The sequence below is a fragment of the Chryseolinea lacunae genome (assembly GCF_016735595.1).
Lineage (GTDB): Bacteria > Bacteroidota > Bacteroidia > Cytophagales > Cyclobacteriaceae > Chryseolinea > Chryseolinea lacunae.
This window is the reverse complement of the sequence record NZ_JAERRB010000002.1, coordinates 160,456-176,659: the sequence shown is the minus strand read 5'-3', so window position 1 is coordinate 176,659 and position 16,204 is coordinate 160,456. Positions and strand designations below refer to the sequence as shown.

Here is a 16,204-nt window from a genome sequence, read left to right as displayed (position 1 = left end):
AGGTTTTAAAGGATAAAACGTATATCTTAGTGAACCACAAACTTAATCATCTAATCTTCTGAAGCATGAATTTTATTTATGACCTGCACCGCACCATGATGTCGCAGAAACTGATTCTGGTGTATCAGGGTGATTTCACCCAGGAGAGCACCAAATCCATACTGTCCATGGCCGAGCGAAACCTTGACTCTTCAGGGGAAGAATCAAGCATCAAACGCAAGGTGTTCAACGTTATGGTCGAGGCGCTTCAAAACATTGTGAAGCATAGCGACGAGCTGGTCGACGGACAAATACGCAGTCATGCCGCCATCTTCCTGATCGGCAAGGAAGCGAACCGTTACAGCATCATGTCGGGAAACCCCGTTCAGAAAACCAACGTGCCCAAGCTCCAGAAAAACCTGGAACAGATCAACGGGTTGGATAAGGATGGACTAAAGGAACTGTACAAGGAAATCATCAAGAACACCACCATCTCGGAAAAAGGCGGCGCAGGATTAGGTTTTGTGGACATGGCCCGCAAGTCCGGAGGCAAACTGGAATTTGAGTTTCCTGAAATGAATGCGGAATACTGCTTCTTCTGCTTGAAAGTGAACGTGCCGCGCGACAACGAATAATTTTGATGAATAACTTAAAATAGACTGATACCATGGAAATTTTAAATCTCGAAGGAACGGAAGATACCCCAAAGATAATTCTCGATAAAAAGAACGGAATATTTGAAATCAGCGGCCGCTCGCTGCCCGAAGACTCAGCGGAATTCTACCGTCCCGTGCTGGAATGGATCGAAGCCTATGGCAGCGAATCCAACCCCTCCACGGATTTCGTTTTCAAACTCGAGTACTTCAACACTGCCTCTTCCAAGTTGATATTGGATGTTCTTTCCGCGCTGGAAGACATCAAAGGCATGAAGATCTTGTGGTATTTCCATGAAGACGATGAAGATATGGAAGAAGCCGGTCAGGAGTTTTCTGAGTTGGTGGAGATCCCCTTCGAGTTCAAAACCTACTGAGCTAAGTCCTTCGTAGCAAATCGGTTACCAGGCCATTGGTAGAATTCTTCCGTTGATTCTATGGGCTGGTAACCGATATTTTTTTTATTACCTTTATACTATTACAGTCTATCTATGAGTGAAGAAATACTCAAAGCCCTCACCCAACTTTTTGCAATTATCACGAAACAAGATGGCGGAGTAACGGTTCGCGAGCGCCAGTTCGTGATCAATTTTTTTCAAACGGAACTAGACCAGGATTCAGTCAAAGAATACCTCGACCTCTACGATCAGTTTTCGGGCTACGGCAAAGAGGAAGAAGAAGGCAAGTCGAAGCTCACCTCCGTGAAGGACTCGGTGAAGACCCTCGGCATTTGCAAGAAGATCAACAAAACCCTCACCCAAAAACAAAAGGTAGTCGTTGTTATCAAGCTCCTCGAACTGGTGAGCACCGACAAGAACTTCACGCCCCAGCGCATGGAGATCATCAACACGGCCTCCACCGTGTTTAACATCGGACAATACGAATACCAACTCATCGAAAACTTCGTTATCTCCGAAGACGCCAGCACCCTCAACTACGCCGACATCCTGTTGCTCGACAAGGCCGCCAAAGCCGAAGAAGGCAAACTTTATAAACACGTGCACGGTCACATCGAAGGCACGCTCGTGTTCATGCGCGTGAAAGGTGTTGACATGTACTTCACCAAATACCTTGGTGAAGAGTCTAACACGCTCAACGGGTTTCCGATGCCCTCCAACCGGGTGTATCTCTTCTCGCACGGCAGCACCATCAAAACACAAGCCGGCGACGCCCTCTACTATAGCGACCTGGTGGCCAACTTCAACGAAGAACTGAAAACCACCCGGCTCAGTTTCAACGTGAACATCGAAGAGCTGAAGTTTGCCAGCGGCGGCATCGGGTTGCGGAATGTGATGATCTCGGAAGGCCCCGGAAAACTCATCGGCATCATGGGTGCCAGCGGCGCGGGCAAAACCACCCTGCTGAACGTGATGGCCGGACTGGTGAAACCCACCAAGGGCAACATCCTCATCAACGGCTTCGACATCAACACCCAAAAAGATAAAATTCACGGTGTCATCGGCTATGTGTCGCAAGACGATTTGCTGATTGAAGAGCTTACTGTATACGAAAACCTCTACTACAACGCCAAGCTTTGCTTTGCCACCTTCACGGAAGAGCAACTGCAAAAGCGTGTGATGGAAGTGCTGGAAAACCTGGGCCTCGACCAACGCAAAGACCTGCGTGTGGGAAATCCCCTCGACAAAACCATTAGCGGTGGCCAGCGCAAGCGCCTCAACATTGCCCTGGAACTGATCCGCGAACCGGCCATCCTGTTCCTCGACGAACCCACCTCGGGTCTCTCGTCGCGCGACTCTGAAAACGTGATCGACTTGCTGAAAGAGTTGTCGCTGAAAGGCAAGCTCATCTTCGTGGTCATTCACCAACCGTCGTCCGACATCTACAAGATGTTCGACAAGATGATCATCATGGACACCGGTGGCTTCCCGGCCTACTACGGTCCCCCCATTGAAGCCGTAACCTATTTCAAGAAATCGACCCACCAGGTAGACAGCAACCGCGGGCAATGCGAAACCTGTGGTAATGTGAACCCCGAACAGATCTTCAACATCATCGAAGCCAAGGTGGTGGACGAATATGGTCAGCCCACCAACAAACGCAAGATCACACCGCCACAGTGGTATGACCTGTACAAAGACCGTTTCAAGATCAACCGTGTGGAGGATGTTCGCGAAGAACCACCCCAGTCGCTCAGCCTGCCCAACAAGCTGAAGCAAACCATGATCTTCGCCACGCGCGACACGCTTTCGAAACTGAGTAACAAACAATACCTCCTCATCAACCTGCTGGAGGCGCCGTTGCTGGCCATCATCCTGGCCGTGATCATCAAATACAAGAGCGCACCCGGCGGAAAGGAATACATGTTCCGCTTCAACGACAACTTCCCTGCGTTTTTGCTGATGAGCATCATCGTCGCGTTGTTTATGGGCCTCACGGTGAGTGCCGAAGAAATTATCCGCGACCGCAAGATCCTGCGCCGCGAATCATTCCTCAACCTAAGCTGGAATAGCTACCTCATGTCGAAGATCACCATCCTGTTTGTGATCTCGGCCGTACAGACTTTTTCGTTTGTCCTGATCGGCAACCTCATTCTGGAAATTGAGTGGAGCATGCTGTTGCCGTTCTGGTTTATCCTGTTCACCGTATCGTGTTTTGCCAGTGTGCTGGGGCTCAACATCTCGTCGGCGTTCAACTCGGCGGTGACGGTGTATGTGATGATCCCGTTGTTGCTCATCCCTCAAATGATTCTGAGCGGCTTGCTGTTCAGCTTCGACAAACTGAACAACATCATCAGCACCAAAGGCAAGGTGCCCATTGTGGCCGACATGATGGCGTCGCGCTGGGCCTATGAAGCATTGGCTGTCGATCAATTCAAGAACAACTCCTTTGAGAAACCTTTCTATAAGCTGGAGAAAATTGAGAACCAGGCCGACTTCCGTTCGTCGTTTCTGGTAGACGAACTTGAGAAGAAGCGGAAGTTCATCGCCGACAACTACAAAGACAAAAGAGACTCTGTGCAACAGCTTGTCGCAAAAGACCTGCGCATCCTGCACGACAACCTGGAGCATGATATCTACAAGAAGGGACTCGAAAAATTCCTCGTTTCCGAATGGACGCCCGCGAAATATTCGCCTGCCTTCGACAAGCTGCTGGAAAACTTTTTGGCGGAGTATAAGAAATTCTATCAGGGCATCTACAACAAGGCCGTGGCCGGTCGTGAGAAGCTGATCTTCCAGATGGAAAACGCCACCGAAAATCCTTACAACACCAATGTGGTGAAGAACCTTTACTTCAACGAAAGCCTGGCCGACCTGGTGAAAAACGTGACGGAAAAAGAACGTATCACGGAGTATAACGGCGAGCTGATCCAGCAGATCAACCCGGTATTTCTGGATCCCCGGCCGTCGGGTCCGCTAGACTACCGCGCGCAGTTCTTTGCCCCCCAGAAGGAGTTTCTGGGCATGCGAATCGACACCTTTGTGTTCAACAACATCGTGATCTGGCTCATGACCCTGGTGCTCTACATCACGCTGTACTTCGAATGGCTCCGCAAACTGATCAACTCCTTCGATAAGGTTCAAGGAAAGATCAACCTTCCCAAGGCAAAACCGAAAAATAAATAAAGCATTCAGGTAACTTTTTGGCCGGGAATGCTGAATTTCTAACTTTGTAAACGAATAATTTTATAGCTATGAGAATTGTAATAATTGGGGTTATTCTGGCACTCTTCAGCAGCGCGTGCGGCTCATCCAAAAAGACGGATGACCAGGCGTTCCTCGAGGGGCTAGACACAGCCAAGGCTGAGGGGCCCTCCATATCCGAAGGTGTTATTGGCGATATCCTCCAACAGATTCCCAGCCCACTGGAAATTTCGGTGTTGCTAAAGGAGTCGGGCAAGAAATACAACGTGTCCTACCTCAACTCGGCCGACAATATCTCCAAGTACAACAGCAACTATAAGAAAGCTCTCAACCTTGGCGTGTACGGAACCGATTTGGGATACACCAACATCTATGAGCAGAATCAGGATGGTGTAAAGTATATGGGGTCGATCAAAGAACTTGCCGACGGTTTGAACATCGGCCAATTCTTCGACATCGAAACCATTGGTCGTCTGGCCACCAACAGCAAGAACCTCGACTCGTTGCTGCTCATCACCACACAGAACTTCAACAGCATCAACCACTACCTGCAAACGCAAAACCGCTCGAACCTCAGCGTGTTGTTCCTCACCGGCGGCTGGCTTGAAGCACTTCACATCACCTGCGAAGTGGCCCAGGCAAACCCCACCAACAAGCAGTTGCAAGAAACCATCGGCGAGCAAAAAATCATTCTCGAAAACATCCTGCTCCTTCTCTCTTTCTACAAGGAAAGCGACCAGAACATGGCATCATTGTTGACTGACATGGAAGAGCTGAAAAAAATCTATGACAAGGTAAACATCACCTATACCTACAAAGAATCCACGTTTGAAATTGTGGACGGCGTTATGGTCATCAAAGACAACAGCTCGAGTACGATCGACATCAAGCCCGAAGACATCACCAACATCCGGGCCACCACCAGCGCCATCAGAAACAAGATTATAAGCTAAGTATATTTAACAGGAGCCTATGAAAAAGTTAATTGCAATTGTTCTATCCGTTCTCGTTCTAAGCACATTAGAAGTAATCGGACAGTGCAACTCAGAAGCCTTAAGCAACCAATGCATCCCCAAGCTTGCTGCCGGTTTCAATTTCTTGAAGAGCTATAAAATCGAAAAAGGAGGAAAGGACTTTGTTGAGTATTCATATGTGTTCACCAAGGGCACGCAATATATGATCAACATCTGCGCGGCAGCACAACCCACCGACGGCATCGTGGTGAGCCTCTACGACTCCAACCGTAACAAAGTGGCGACCAGCAAAATCAACGGCCAGTTTATCTCGGCCATTGCCTATCCTTGCAACACCACGGGCATCTACTATATCCAGTACACCTTCGATGGTTCGACCGGATATTGTGGTGGCAGCGCCCTAGGCTTCAAACGCTAGGGAGTTCACCAAACCAGCATCAGAAAGCCCCGACGTTGTCGGGGCTTTTTTTGTTACCTTCGCCTGCCATGGATCAACATCATGTCGCCATTTCCTACCGCGCCCGCTACTTCACCCTGGGCACACTGAACAGCCAAACCCGGCAGATCTGGTTTGTTCTCCATGGCTATGGCCAGCTGGCCGAATACTTCCTGAAAAACTTCAGTGCGCTGGAACAGCAAAACATTTTTGTGGTGGCTCCCGAAGGCCTTTCACGCTTCTATACCGACAGCCTTCAACCCACGGGCCGCGCTTCCGATCGCGTAGGCGCCACGTGGATGACCAAAGAAGACCGCCTCACCGACATTCAGAACTACCTGTCCTACCTGAACACCGTCTATGCCACGGTGGTGACCAACCCAAACCTGCCCGTGACGGTGCTGGGCTTTTCGCAAGGCGCGGCCACAGCCTCGCGGTGGGTGGTGGATGGGAAAATAAAATTTGACCGGTTCATTCTCTGGGCAGGTGTGTTGCCGCCCGACATGAACGTGGAGGTGGGTGTTCATTTCTTCGAAGGCAAGGAAGTCTATTTTGTGCACGGCACAGCCGACCCTTTTCTCAACGACAGTCGCTTCGAAGAAATGAAAGTGTTAACGGCCCGGCTGGGTATCACACCCAAGGTGATCACCTTCGAAGGAAAACATCAACTGCACACCGAGACGCTGCTCACGTTTGCCTAACTTCTTTTCACGATGGTGGCACTGGCCTGTGCTGTGGGGAACACAGTGATGTCGGCAAGCTGCACGTGCGCAGGAGCCTGCAACACATAGAGCATGATGTCGGCAATGTCTTCGCCCACCAGCGGCTTCATGCCCCGGTAGACCAACGACGCTTTGTCTTCGTTGCCCTTGAAGCGCACCTTTGCAAATTCTGTTTCCACGAGGCCGGGATTGATAGACGTTACCTTGATGCCAAAGGCATTCAGGTCCATGCGCATGCCTTGTGTGAGGGCGTCTACGGCATACTTGCTGGCGCAATACACATTGCCGTTGGGATAGACTTCCTTGCCCGCAATGGAGCCGAGGTTGATGATGTGTCCGGAGGCACGTTCGGTCATACCGGGAATCACCTCGCGCGACACATAAAGCAGTCCCTTCACATTGATGTCGATCATGGCGTCCCAGTCGTCGATACTTCCGGTTTGGATGGGGTCGAGGCCGTGGGCATTGCCGGCGTTGTTGATGAGCACGTCGATGGCTTTCCAGGCTGCGGGCAGGGAGGCGATGGCATCTTTCACCGCTGCAGCGTCGCGCACTTCAAAGGAAAGCGTGGTGACCTTAGTTTGGGTTGAGAGCTCCTGCTGCAGGGCTGTGAGCCGTTCCTGCCGGCGGCCGCAGAGAATGAGATTGAAGTTATGTTTGGCCAGCAGGCGGGCAGCGGCTTCGCCAATGCCTGACGTGGCGCCGGTGATGAGGGCAATTCGGTTTGACATGTCAGAGAAAGTTGTGTCGTCGTAAAGTACATCAAAAAATGTATCGTTCTAAAATCGTCTATACGGACAATGTGTATCCTGATGGCAAAGGTTATGGAGATTTATTTCAGAAGGATCCGATTGACACCCGCGACTGGAAGATGATGGCTATGAATACGTCTGCCCTTATGAAATACCGGAGGCTTACTGGAACAGAAAGTATAACGTGATGGTGTTGGTGTTCATCCGTCGCAACGGTTGACCGTATTCGTTGTCGGGATTGCCCAGCATGTTCACGATGCCGCGCGAGAATCGGATCTCGGGAGAAAATTTGAACAAGGGATAATACAAATCAAACCCAAAGCCTGCTTCCAGGCTCATGTTGCTTTTCGAGATCTCCAGGCGCGACGATGCCGCATCTTTTTTGCCCGAGGCTTCGATGGCCGGTTTCACACCGCCGATCATATACATGCGAATGTTGCCACGACGTTCGGACTTGTATTTCAACAACAACGGAAACTCCACCATGGTGGATTCCAGCCGCTGATTGTCGGTGTGCTCGTCGGTGTATTGATACATCACCTGTTGCTCATAGAACGCCACGTCGGGTGTGAGGCGGATGTCGAGAAACTCGGTGAGGCGGTAGTTCACGATGAAGCCCAGCGAAAAACCGGATGTCCACGACGACGTGACGGAATGCACCGTATCGAACGCGTGAGAGACAAAGCGGTCGGAGTATTGAGTCTGGTAGATCGATGAATGCAGGGCGATGAGGAAGCCGTAGGTCAGCTTCTTGTTGTCGTAGTTGGGGTTGTTCTTTTGCACCCAGCGCGTGGACTTCTGGGCCTCGGCGGCAAAGGCGCAAACACACAGTGCAAGTGCAAAAACTATTTTGTGCCGGTGTAAATAGAGCTTATCCCAAAAGTGAGTGACTTGCATTGCGTCTGTTTAAAACCTGTTTGGCCCAAGATGCGAAGAAAATCTTCGCCATCCGGGAATGCCTCGACCGACTCCGGCAAATACGTATAAGCCGCCTTATCGCTCGACACAATCCTGCCTATTTTAGGCAAAATGAATTTAAAATAAAAACTATAACCCTGTTTGAAGGGGAACTTGCGGGGTCTTGAAAACTCCAGCACCACCACCATGCCACCCGGCCGCAGCACCCTGTAGATTTCCTGCAGACCGCGTTCGAGGTGTTCAAAGTTCCGCACCCCAAATGCAACGGTCACGGCATCGAACTTATTTTCCGCGAAGGGAAGATTTTCGGAATCGGCCTGTTGCAACGTGATGATTTCGGCCACCCCGCGCGACGCAATTTTTTTGCGCCCCACCTGCAGCATGCCTTCGGAGATGTCGACGCCCACGATTTTTTCGGGGTTCAACGTGAGGGCCTGCAGGGCAAAGTCGCCGGTGCCGGTGGCCACGTCGAGCAGTTGTGTGGGACGAAGTGGACGCAGCAGGTTGATGGCCTTCTTGCGCCAGCCCTTGTCGATGCCCAGGCTCAGAAAATGGTTGAGAAAATCATAGCGGTGGCTGATGTTGTCAAACATGCGGGCCACCTGCTCCTTTTTGGATGTGTTTTCCTCTTTATACGGTACGACTGCCATGGACTCTGCTTTACCTTCTCCTTAAACAGGGCCGAAGGTAGCGGGTTTGATTTTAGGAAAGAAATTCCGGGTTATTTCTCCAGCACCTTGAACTCCACACGCCGGTTCAGCTCGCGTCCATCCGATTCGTCGTCGTTGCTGGCCAGTGGCTTGGATTTGCCATAGCCAACCGGTTTGATGCGGCGTGTGTCGATTCCCTTCTTGGTCAGGTAGTCTTTCACGGCCTGTGCGCGACGTTGCGACAGTTGCTGGTTGTATTCCTTTGTGCCCACCGCGTCGGTGTGACCGCCGATTTCCACCACCATGCTGGGGTTCTGGTTCAACATGGCTTCCAGCTTGTTCAGCTCGGTGTAGGAGTCGGTTTTGAATGTGGCTTTGTCGAAGTCGAAATAGAGGTTTCGCAGAATCGAGTAGGTGCCCACCACCAGCTTGCGCATTTCGATGGTTTTGTTCACCGTTTTCTCTTTTGTGGTGGCGGCTTCGATTTTCAGGTTCTGGTTAAAGAACACGAAGCCCTCCTGTTCCACCGACAGGCGATAGTCTTTTGCCTTGGCGCTGGTGATGCTGAATTCGTATACGCCGTTGCCCTTCGGGGTCATGGGCACAATGATGTTGTCTTTCGAGCCCACCATCCGGATTTTCGGTTCCATCGGTGTTTTGGTTTCGGCGTTCACCACGGTCACCACATATTTCAGCGGCACCACGTCTTTCTTCGCCACAGGCGTTACCACCGGTGTTTTATCAGGCGTCTTGACCGGTGTTTTGTCAGGTGTCACATCGGGGATGACGGGCACAACAGGGGGCACGTTGGCCACTTGTGCGGTGGTGTCGACCGGTGGTGGATCGGTTGGTGTTTTGGAGGTGACGGGCTCTGTGTTCTTCAGGCCCTCGGGAATGGTGATGAGGTAGATGTCGGTATAGCCCATGCCGTCTTCGCGCACGGAAGAATAGTAGGCACGCTTGCTGTCTTTAGACGACACGAAATAAATGTCATCGTCGGGTGTGTTGATGGGGTAGCCCAGGTTTTCGGGTTCGCTCCATTCGTTGGTCTTCAGGTCGAACTTGGTCTTGAACACGTCGAAACCACCCATGCCTTTGCGGCCCTTGCTACTGAAGTATAATGTCACCAGGTCATAGTCAATGAAGGGACCGTCGTCGTCGAGGTCGGTGTTGATTTTTGGGCCCAGGTTTTTCACGTTGGTCCACTCCCCTTTCGAATCTTTGGTGGCCCTGTATATATCGAGCCCCCCAAATCCGCCGGGACGGTTACTGGAGAAGTAAAGTGTCTTTTCGTCGCTGGAGATGGTGATCGATTTTTCTTCGAAGCTGGAGTTGATGATGCCGGGCAACGGCACAGGTTCTGCAAACTCGCCGGTCTCTTTGCGTTCGGCATAGAAGATGTCGCCTCCCCCTTCGTCTTTGAAGATGAAGAGTGTGTTACCGTCGGCCGACAGGGCGAGGTTGGAGTCATGATAGGGTGTGTTCACGGTGGGGCCGATGTTTTTGGCAAAGGACCAGGCACCGTTCGCTTTTTTGGCGGTGAAAATATCTTCGTAGGGTTTGTTATCGTCGAACACGTTCTGGTTCAAGTTGTCTTCGCGGCGGCGGGTGGTGAACACAATCTCGTCTTCCTTTTCGTTGAGCACGGGGGCGTAGTCTTCAAATTCCGAGTTGATTTCGCGGCCGATGTTCACGATCGAGAAGTTGCCGGGGTGTGAGGTGAATTCCTTGCCATTTTCGCATTCAAAGATGGTGCGGTCCACGGTGGCCATATCGACTTTGTCTTTGCCCTGGTAGCTTGCCTTTTTCACAAGCTTTTCCTTGTAAAGGTTGTAATATTGAAGCGCCTTGTCGAATTGCTCGCCGTATTGGTAGCTGCGACCGATCAGGTATTCGATGTCGAATTTGTAGGCGGGGTCCTGGCGATAGACGCGGAGGAAGTATTTTCCGGCGCGCTCCTTCTGCACGGTGCGGAGGTGCATCCAGCCTGCCTCGTAGTTGGCCTTGATGAACGTGGTATCCAGGTCGGCGGCGGTCACCATCAATTCGCGGGCATCGTCCATAGCTTTTGTTTCGCTGAGGATCAATTCAGCCTGCTCCAGGTATTGGCGAGCCGTTTCTTTGGGATCCTGCTGACTAAAACCGGGGGTGATAAGCGCCAAAAAGAGAGATAAAAAAATCAGTACACTTCGGATACTGGTCATTGTCTAAAAAATTTTAACAATAAAGTTATCTAAAAATCTATTCCAATATAGCGACAAGATATGAAAAACACTGAATTTTGACGCATAAAATTGAAATCATAGCCACACGGTTATTACAATCTTAGTATTTTAACCTTAAATCATTACTTTAACCATGAAGATACGCTCCGCCGAATTCATATCCAGCTTTGCCGACGTAAAAAAATGCCCGGCGCCCGATCTTCCGGAGTTTGCTTTCATCGGCCGTTCCAACGTGGGCAAGTCTTCGCTCATCAACATGCTGGCCCATTCCAACAGTTTGGCCAAGACGTCGTCAACACCTGGTAAGACCCAAACCATCAATCACTTCCTCATCAACAAAACCTGGTATCTCGTGGACTTGCCCGGCTATGGTTTTGCCAAAGGAAGCAAAACCAAACGGGCGGGCTTTGGGCAGATGATCGAAGACTATGTGCTGAAACGCGAAAACCTCGGCTGCCTGTTTGTGCTCATCGACTCGCGCCTCCCACCCCAGGCCAACGACCTCAACTTTATTGAATGGGCGGGTAGCAAAGATGTGGCTGTGGCCCTCATTTTCACCAAAATCGACAAACTGAAGCAGGGCGAGCTTCAGAAAAATCTGAAGGTCTACGAAAAGGCCCTGTTGCTGCGTTGGGAGGAATTGCCGGCCATCATTCTCTCGTCGGCAGCCAAGTCGCAGGGCAAAGATGAAATCCTGGACTTTATTGACGAGGCGCTGAAAGAACCGTTTCCCGAACGGAAAGTATGACGCGGGGCACCCTTCATTTTTCAGTGGTCGTGTTCATGCTGGACTTTTCTCGGCATTTCTTTAGCTTTGCCCCTCATTTAAAAATTGACTATGACCATATCTGAAATCGCAACGGTGTCGGGGAAAGGCGGGCTTTACAAAGTGGTTGCTCCCACCAAATCGGGCGTGATCCTGGAATCGCTCGATGAAGCCAAAACCAAACTGGTGGCCACCACCAGCCATCGCTTGTCGTTGCTGAACGAAATATCCATCTACACCACCACCAAAGAAGGTACCGTGGGTCTTGAAGACGTGCTGAAAAAAATTCACAAGGATTTCAACGACGACCTCGGTGTTGACGCCAACGCCGACGCGGTGGAACTGAAGGCCTTCATGAAAGCCGTGCTGCCGGAGTATGATGAAGACAGAGTGTATGTTTCGGATATCAAGAAACTGGTGCGCTGGTATGCGACCATTTTAAAATATGCTCCTGAGTTGCTGACGGAGACGGAAGCGAAAGCAGAGGGATAATCGTTAATAACGCAAGAGATATACGCATTGCAAGAAGTTTTCTACAGTGCCTTTTGAAGGGCCAGGTCGTCTACCTGGCCTTTTTTTGTGTTTCTCCAGATTCGGAAACTCGCTTTGCAAGGTATTTGTTAATAGATCTTAAGTTTCTAAAATCTTCCAAAATCATTATCTTTTAAATGCTTAAAGCTTCAGAGATGAGTGTAGCCGAGTTGAAAGGAGAACTGTTAAGAATGATTGAGCACGAGACCGACATGGATGTGCTGCAATTAATGCGGCAATTGCTTCAGAAAAAGCATAATGAGGCCGCCTATAGGGAAGAACTTATTCGCCGTACTTTAATATCAGAAGAAGACATAAAAAATGGACGTCTCTTTACCCCTGAAGAGGCCATAAAACGCATTCGTTAGCAAAAACAAAATGAAACTGTTCTACGCAGAACAGGCCCCCAAGACATTCAAGACTGCATCAATTTTCTTCCTTGGCCAAATCAAAGACGAGTTAACGCACATCGGAAAATCGCATCGAAGGCTAATTACCGGATTGAAGACGAAACCATATTGGTAACTTCCGTTTTCGACAGCCGAAGAGATCCGTCAGCCATGAAAGGCTAATTATCTCACAAAAACTCCTCTGTCTTCTCCACCATATTTTTCGACCCCACATAAAACGCCGTGCGCTGATGCAGTTCGGTCACGTCGATGTCGAGGATTCGTTTTTTTCCGTCCGTTGCTTTTCCTCCGGCCTGCTCGGCCACAAACGCCAGGGCATTGCATTCATAGATCAACCTAAGTTTGCCTTTGGGCGATTTGGCGGTGGCGGGATAGATGTAGATGCCGCCCTTCAGCATGTTGCGATGGAAGTCGGCCACCAGCGAGCCGATGTAGCGCGCCGTGTAGTTCTGGTCTTTGCAATATTTCAGGTAGGCAAGCATGGCGGGTGAGAAGGAATTGGCCAAGCCTTCGTTCACGGAAAAGATCTTGCCGTCGTCGGGCATTTTCAGTTGGGGGTGCGAGAGGAAATATTCGCCCAGTGTGGGTTCGTAGGTGAAGCCGTTCACGCCGTGGCCTGTGGTGTAGACCATCATGGTGGAGGATCCATAGAGCACATAGCCCGCCGCCACCTGGTCGGACCCTTTTTGAAGAATGTCGATGTTTTGGATGGGCGTGCCTGCCGGGCTCTTGCGCCGGTAGATGGAGAAGATGGTGCCGATGGAAACGTTCACGTCGATGTTTGACGAGCCGTCGAGGGGGTCGATGGCGATCACGTATTTGCCTTCGTTGTTCAGGTCCACATAGGTGTCTGACTCTTCGGAGATGAGGGCGCACACTTCGCCGCCTTTGGCCAGCGCGCGGGTGAAACGGATGTTAGCCAGCACGTCGAGCTTTTGTTGGTCGTCGCCCGCCAGGTTCTGGGAACCCACGGCACCCATCAGGTCGATGAGGCCCGCTTTGTTCACTTCGCGGTTCACTACTTTCGACGCGAGGGCTATGTCGCGCAGCAGCTGCGACAGTTCGCCGCTGGCATATTGAAATTGCTCCTGGTTGTTTTTGATGAAGCGATCCAGCGTGGTGCCGATAGAATGCGCGATTCTTGAAGACTCAATGCTTGGCGCATTACCATTATTGAATGATCTTTGCATGCTCTTAAAATTGACTCAAAGGTAGTCCGCAAACGATTTAGTACAATAGAAATGAAGGTTTTTAAATTTGGAGGGGCCTCCCTGAAAACTCCCGAACGCATTCGCCACGTGGCCTCCATCATCCAATCGCACGCGGAAAACAACCTGCTGGTGGTGGTGTCGGCCATGGGCAAAACCACCGATTTGCTGGAAACACTGGTGGCTCCTGCGGCCTCTGCGCAAGCGGTGAACACCGCGCTGGCGACCTTGAAGAAATATCACTACGACATCATTGAAGCCTTGTTTCAGGACACCGCGGGCGTCTATGCGGCGGTGAATGCCATCGTGGCCGACATCGAAAAAGAAATCACGCTTGGCGATGGCGATCAGCGCTACGATCAGGTGGTGTCGAAGGGTGAGCTGATGTCGTCGGTGATTGTGCATCACTACCTCCTTTCTCAAAACCTGCACAGCCATTGGCTTGATGCGCGCACGTGCATTGCCACCGACAGCAGCTTTCGCGAAGGCAAGGTGGATTGGGCGAAGACCGCGACCAATGTGCAACCGCTGAAAGCCGTGCTTCAAAAACACATCGTCATTACGCAGGGCTTTGTTGGGCGCACCCCCGATGGGCTCACCACCACGCTGGGGCGCGAGGGGTCCGACTATTCGGCGGCCATCTTTGCATCGTCGCTCGATGCCGCGTCACTCACCATCTGGAAGGATGTGGCCGGGGTGATGAATGCCGATCCGAAGCGTTTCCCGTCACCCATCGTGTTTGAAGAACTGCCCTATAAGGAAGCGGCCGAGATGACCTACTATGGCGCCAACGTGATCCATCCGAAAACCATCAAGCCGCTGGCCAATAAAAACATTCCGTTGCTGGTCAAAAACTTCGACGACCCTTCGTTGCCCGGCACGCGCATCCACGCCTGCACCGTAGAAAATCTTCCCCCGCTCATCGTGTTCAAGGATCATCAGTGCCTGATCTCGTGCAAGGTCACAGACTACACGTTCATATCGGAAGAGCAACTCGGCGTCATTTTCCATGCCTTGTCGACGCTGGACATCCGTATCAACCTCATGCAAAATTCGGCCATCTCGTTTTCGTTTTGCATCGACTTCCGCGAGAGTAAGGTGGTGAAGCTGATCGGAATGCTGCAGCAAAATTTCGAGGTGTATTATAACACCGGGCTCACGCTCATCACCATAAAAAATTATGACGCCGCCTCGTTCGAACGCTATCGCCAGCATCCGGGTGTGATGCTGGAACAGTCGTCGCGCAGCACCTTGCAAGTGTTGGTGAAGTAATGACGCTCGGAGGGATCGTTGAAGACGTGGGCATTTTTTCCGGGGTGCCGTCATCCGTTTCGGCTTCCCAAAAAATTCTCTTCCTAACAATAATGGTACATGCCCGGGGGCAGCGGGTGGTTGTGCTGAAAAAAATACTATTTTGCGCCCTTTAGCAGCCGGAAAATAGTTTCATGAAAAAGATTCTCATCCTGTACTTCACCCAGTCGGGGCAATCGCTCAACATTCTTCAAACGATGGCCAAGCCGTTTATTCGTGCGGGGCACCGTGTTCATTTTGAAGAGATTCAACCGGTGGAGAAATTTCCGTTTCCCTGGAGCGCATTCGATTTTTTCAATGCCTTTCCCGAAACGTTTGGCCAGAAACCGATGACCCTGAAAAGTCTTTCGGCTCAGGCCTTTGAAGCCTACGACCTGGTGATTCTTGGCTACCAGCCGTGGTTCCTCACACCGTCGCGCCCCGTGAGCTCGTTCCTGCAAAGCGACGATGCCAAGCGCGTGCTGAAGCAACGCGATGTGGTGACCATCCTGGGATGCCGCAACATGTGGCTGGGCGCGCAAGAAAAAATGAAGCGTAGATTACTGGAGAATGAAGGACGCCTTCGCGGACACATTGCCCTGGTAGATCGCATGGGCAACCTCACCAGCCTCATCACCATTTTGCGCTGGATGTTCACCGGCAACCGGAAGCCGTTCTGGTTTTTCCCCGCTGCCGGGGTGACCGAAGCCGACGTGCAACATTCCGAAACGTTTGGTGAGCTGATCAACCATGCGTTGGAAAAAGAAAACTACGACACCCTGCAAACCGAACTGAACAAGGAGGGCGCCATCGAGATCAAGAGCAATCTTGTGCTGATGGAACGTCGTGGACAGAAAGCGTTTTCGGTGTGGTCGAAATTTATTGCTTCGGGCGGAAGCGTGCAGTCTACGGGCCGCAAGATCAGGGTCTACATTTTTATGTACCTGTTGCCTACCGCCATCTTTTTTCTGTCGCCGTTGTTGTGGCTTTTATCAAAGATCCAGCTCACCGTGAAGCGCAAGGAATTGCTGGAAGATGTGGAATATTATAAACAGAATTCGCTGCGCCAGAGCCGCTAGAATCTCACA

16 protein-coding genes are annotated in these 16,204 nt (G+C 51.0%); 11 read left to right on the top strand and 5 right to left on the bottom strand.

Annotated features, from left to right (window positions below; all coding sequences use genetic code 11):
* Window positions 1–65: 65 nt before the first annotated feature.
* The 6 genes from JI741_RS06535 to JI741_RS06510 all read left to right on the top strand — a co-directional run bounded on the left by JI741_RS06535 (window position 66) and on the right by JI741_RS06510 (window position 6,345).
* Entirely contained in the window at window positions 66–614 is a 549-nt protein-coding gene (locus JI741_RS06535; RefSeq protein WP_202008245.1) for a SiaB family protein kinase, read from the top strand.
* Between the two features lie 32 nt (window positions 615–646).
* Window positions 647–1,009: a DUF1987 domain-containing protein gene (locus tag JI741_RS06530; protein ID WP_202008244.1), complete on the top strand. Its 363-nt coding sequence runs from the start codon at window positions 647–649 to the stop codon at window positions 1,007–1,009.
* Window positions 1,010–1,123: 114 nt separating this feature from the next.
* Window positions 1,124–4,216 carry an ATP-binding cassette domain-containing protein gene (locus tag JI741_RS06525; RefSeq protein WP_202008243.1) on the top strand — a complete coding sequence of 1,031 codons (3,093 nt, stop codon included), beginning with the start codon at window positions 1,124–1,126 and terminating at the stop codon, window positions 4,214–4,216.
* Between the two features lie 68 nt (window positions 4,217–4,284).
* Window positions 4,285–5,187 carry a hypothetical protein gene (locus JI741_RS06520; protein ID WP_202008242.1) on the top strand — a complete coding sequence of 301 codons (903 nt, stop codon included), beginning with the start codon at window positions 4,285–4,287 and terminating at the stop codon, window positions 5,185–5,187.
* A gap of 145 nt (window positions 5,188–5,332) precedes the next feature.
* Entirely contained in the window at window positions 5,333–5,626 is a 294-nt protein-coding gene (locus JI741_RS06515; protein WP_236675926.1) for a hypothetical protein, read from the top strand.
* Between the two features lie 68 nt (window positions 5,627–5,694).
* Window positions 5,695–6,345, top strand: a complete 651-nt coding sequence (locus JI741_RS06510; RefSeq protein ID WP_202008240.1) for an alpha/beta hydrolase — start codon at window positions 5,695–5,697, stop codon at window positions 6,343–6,345.
* Here the strand turns inward: JI741_RS06510 and JI741_RS06505 are convergent.
* From JI741_RS06505 to JI741_RS06490, 4 genes are all read right to left on the bottom strand, one after another.
* Entirely contained in the window at window positions 6,342–7,097 is a 756-nt protein-coding gene (locus JI741_RS06505; protein ID WP_202008239.1) for an SDR family NAD(P)-dependent oxidoreductase, read from the bottom strand. The genes JI741_RS06510 and JI741_RS06505 overlap by 4 nt on opposite strands.
* Window positions 7,098–7,280: 183 nt before the next feature.
* Complete coding sequence (gene porT, locus JI741_RS06500) at window positions 7,281–8,015, bottom strand: type IX secretion/gliding motility protein PorT/SprT (RefSeq protein ID WP_202008238.1); 735 nt, start codon at window positions 8,013–8,015, stop codon at window positions 7,281–7,283.
* Window positions 7,964–8,686: a bifunctional demethylmenaquinone methyltransferase/2-methoxy-6-polyprenyl-1,4-benzoquinol methylase UbiE gene (gene ubiE / locus JI741_RS06495; protein WP_202008237.1), complete on the bottom strand. Its 723-nt coding sequence runs from the start codon at window positions 8,684–8,686 to the stop codon at window positions 7,964–7,966. The genes porT and ubiE overlap by 52 nt, the downstream gene beginning before the upstream one ends.
* Before the next feature lie 71 nt (window positions 8,687–8,757).
* Window positions 8,758–10,848: an OmpA family protein gene (locus JI741_RS06490; protein WP_236675925.1), complete on the bottom strand. Its 2,091-nt coding sequence runs from the start codon at window positions 10,846–10,848 to the stop codon at window positions 8,758–8,760.
* Between the two features lie 196 nt (window positions 10,849–11,044).
* Between JI741_RS06490 and yihA the strand changes: the two genes are divergently transcribed.
* The 3 genes from yihA (at window position 11,045) to JI741_RS06475 (ending at window position 12,576) form a co-directional block, all read left to right on the top strand.
* Window positions 11,045–11,659, top strand: a complete 615-nt coding sequence (gene yihA, locus JI741_RS06485; protein ID WP_202008235.1) for a ribosome biogenesis GTP-binding protein YihA/YsxC — start codon at window positions 11,045–11,047, stop codon at window positions 11,657–11,659.
* A gap of 90 nt (window positions 11,660–11,749) precedes the next feature.
* Complete coding sequence (locus tag JI741_RS06480) at window positions 11,750–12,169, top strand: DUF5606 family protein (protein WP_202008234.1); 420 nt, start codon at window positions 11,750–11,752, stop codon at window positions 12,167–12,169.
* A gap of 194 nt (window positions 12,170–12,363) precedes the next feature.
* Window positions 12,364–12,576 carry a hypothetical protein gene (locus tag JI741_RS06475; RefSeq protein WP_202008233.1) on the top strand — a complete coding sequence of 71 codons (213 nt, stop codon included), beginning with the start codon at window positions 12,364–12,366 and terminating at the stop codon, window positions 12,574–12,576.
* 209 nt (window positions 12,577–12,785) lie between these two features.
* Here JI741_RS06475 and fbp read toward each other — a convergent pair whose 3' ends face one another.
* A complete protein-coding gene (gene fbp, locus JI741_RS06470) occupies window positions 12,786–13,808 on the bottom strand; it encodes a class 1 fructose-bisphosphatase (protein WP_202008232.1) in 1,023 nt (340 codons plus the stop codon).
* A 51-nt stretch (window positions 13,809–13,859) separates the two neighbouring features.
* Between fbp and JI741_RS06465 the strand changes: the two genes are divergently transcribed.
* Together JI741_RS06465 and JI741_RS06460 are read left to right on the top strand one after the other, a co-directional pair.
* Window positions 13,860–15,098, top strand: coding sequence for an aspartate kinase (locus JI741_RS06465; protein ID WP_202008231.1), 1,239 nt, complete (start codon window positions 13,860–13,862; stop codon window positions 15,096–15,098).
* Between the two features lie 173 nt (window positions 15,099–15,271).
* On the top strand, window positions 15,272–16,195 hold the full coding sequence (locus JI741_RS06460; protein WP_202008230.1) for a hypothetical protein: 924 nt from the start codon (window positions 15,272–15,274) through the stop codon (window positions 16,193–16,195).
* Window positions 16,196–16,204 lie beyond the last annotated feature (9 nt).